The sequence below is a fragment of the Soehngenia saccharolytica DSM 12858 genome (genome assembly GCF_059568515.1).
This window is the reverse complement of the sequence record NZ_JCANTN010000068.1, coordinates 1-1537: the sequence shown is the minus strand read 5'-3', so window position 1 is coordinate 1537 and position 1537 is coordinate 1. Positions and strand designations below refer to the sequence as shown.

At 33.2% G+C, this 1537-nt stretch carries 1 protein-coding gene; it reads left to right on the top strand.

Going from position 1 to position 1537, the window contains the following annotated elements:
* The first annotated feature begins 248 nt into the window (after positions 1–248).
* Entirely contained in the window at positions 249–1340 is a 1092-nt protein-coding gene (locus BO51_RS10070; RefSeq protein ID WP_496486311.1) for a glycerol dehydrogenase, read from the top strand.
* The last annotated feature ends 197 nt before the right edge of the window (positions 1341–1537 follow it).

Here is a 1537-nt window from a genome sequence, read left to right as displayed (position 1 = left end):
TCACTTAACATATTCGATATTAATGGGGTGAAATCCTTTTTTGTTATCGTAGAAATTAGTAAAATCAACGTTTTTAAATTATGAAATTTACTCAATTACAAAACTTACTCTAAATGGATTTCAAAAAATATTTTACTAATGCTAAGGTAGAAGAATTTTTTATAATAAATAAAAAAACAAGAATTATATTGTTTATTTATTATCAAGCAAGGGTATAAAGTCAATAAAATATATAAGGAGGTAGTTATATGACTAAAATAATAATTTCCCCTGGAAAATATATTCAAGGCAAAGGGGAATTGAAAAGAATTAAAACCCATGTAGAGCATTTAGGCAGTTCTTTTTTTATTCTAATTAGCAAATCAGGTTATAAAAGATTTGGAGAGATCATAAGAGAAAGCTTTGGAGATACTGCTAAAATTAATTTTATTGAATTCAATGGAGAATGTTCAAAAGTTGAAATAAATAGGCTTCGAGACGAATTTAAAGAGAAGGGGTCTGATGTAGTTGTTGGTGTAGGGGGAGGTAAGATTCACGATACTGCTAAAGCCCTTGCATATTATGAGAAAGTACCAGTAGTTATAGTACCAACTATAGCAAGTACTGATGCGCCATGTAGTGCATTGTCTGTAATTTATACTGAAGATGGGGCTTTTGATGAATATTTATTATTACCAAAAAATCCAGATATGGTACTAATCGATATAGATGCAGTTGCTAATGCTCCAGCAAGATTGCTCGTTGCAGGTATGGGAGATGCGCTAGCAACTAAATTTGAAGCAAGAGCAGCTGCCAAGGCTGGTGCAATGACTATGGCTGGAGGTTATCCTACAGATGCTGCAATTGCATTAGCCGATTTATGTTATGAAACATTGCTAAATGAGGGATTGAAGGCAAAACTAGCTGTAGAAAGGAAAGTAGTAACAAAAGCAGTGGAGAAAATAGTAGAAGCAAATACGCTATTAAGCGGTATCGGTTTCGAAAGCGGCGGTCTTTCTGCAGCCCATGCTATCCATAACGGATTTACTGCTATTGAAGAAACCCATGGGTTATATCATGGAGAAAAAGTTGCCTTTGGCGTTTTAGTCCAACTGGTATTAGAAAATGCACCATTAGAGGAAATAGAAGAAGTATTATATTTTTGCAATGAAGTGGGATTGCCAACTACATTAAAAGAGCTAAATATCACGGAAGTATCAGAAGAAAAACTGATGGATGTAGCGAAACTAAGCTGTGCAGAAGGTGAAACTATCCATAATATGCCTTTTGCAGTAACTCCAGAAGATGTTTATGCTGCAATACTAGCAGCAGATGCTTTAGGTGAAAGCTTTGGATTTTAGCGGGACAAGAGGGACAGTTCACTCTCTGTCCCATTTTATTTTATGGAAAAATAATCTGTCAATATTTTAAAAAAATCATTTATTATAGAGGCTTTTTTATATATGAGGAAATTGCATAATTAGCTTTTTTAATCAAGGTTAAAAAAGAGTATAAAGAATTAGCCCATTAATAAATGGGATTTTGAAATTATTATTAA

What these genes read in the sequence shown, in the direction of transcription:
- BO51_RS10070 (WP_496486311.1), top strand. Translation starts at nt 249, where the DNA reads ATGACTAAAATAATAATTTCCCCTGGAAAATATATTCAAGGCAAAGGG.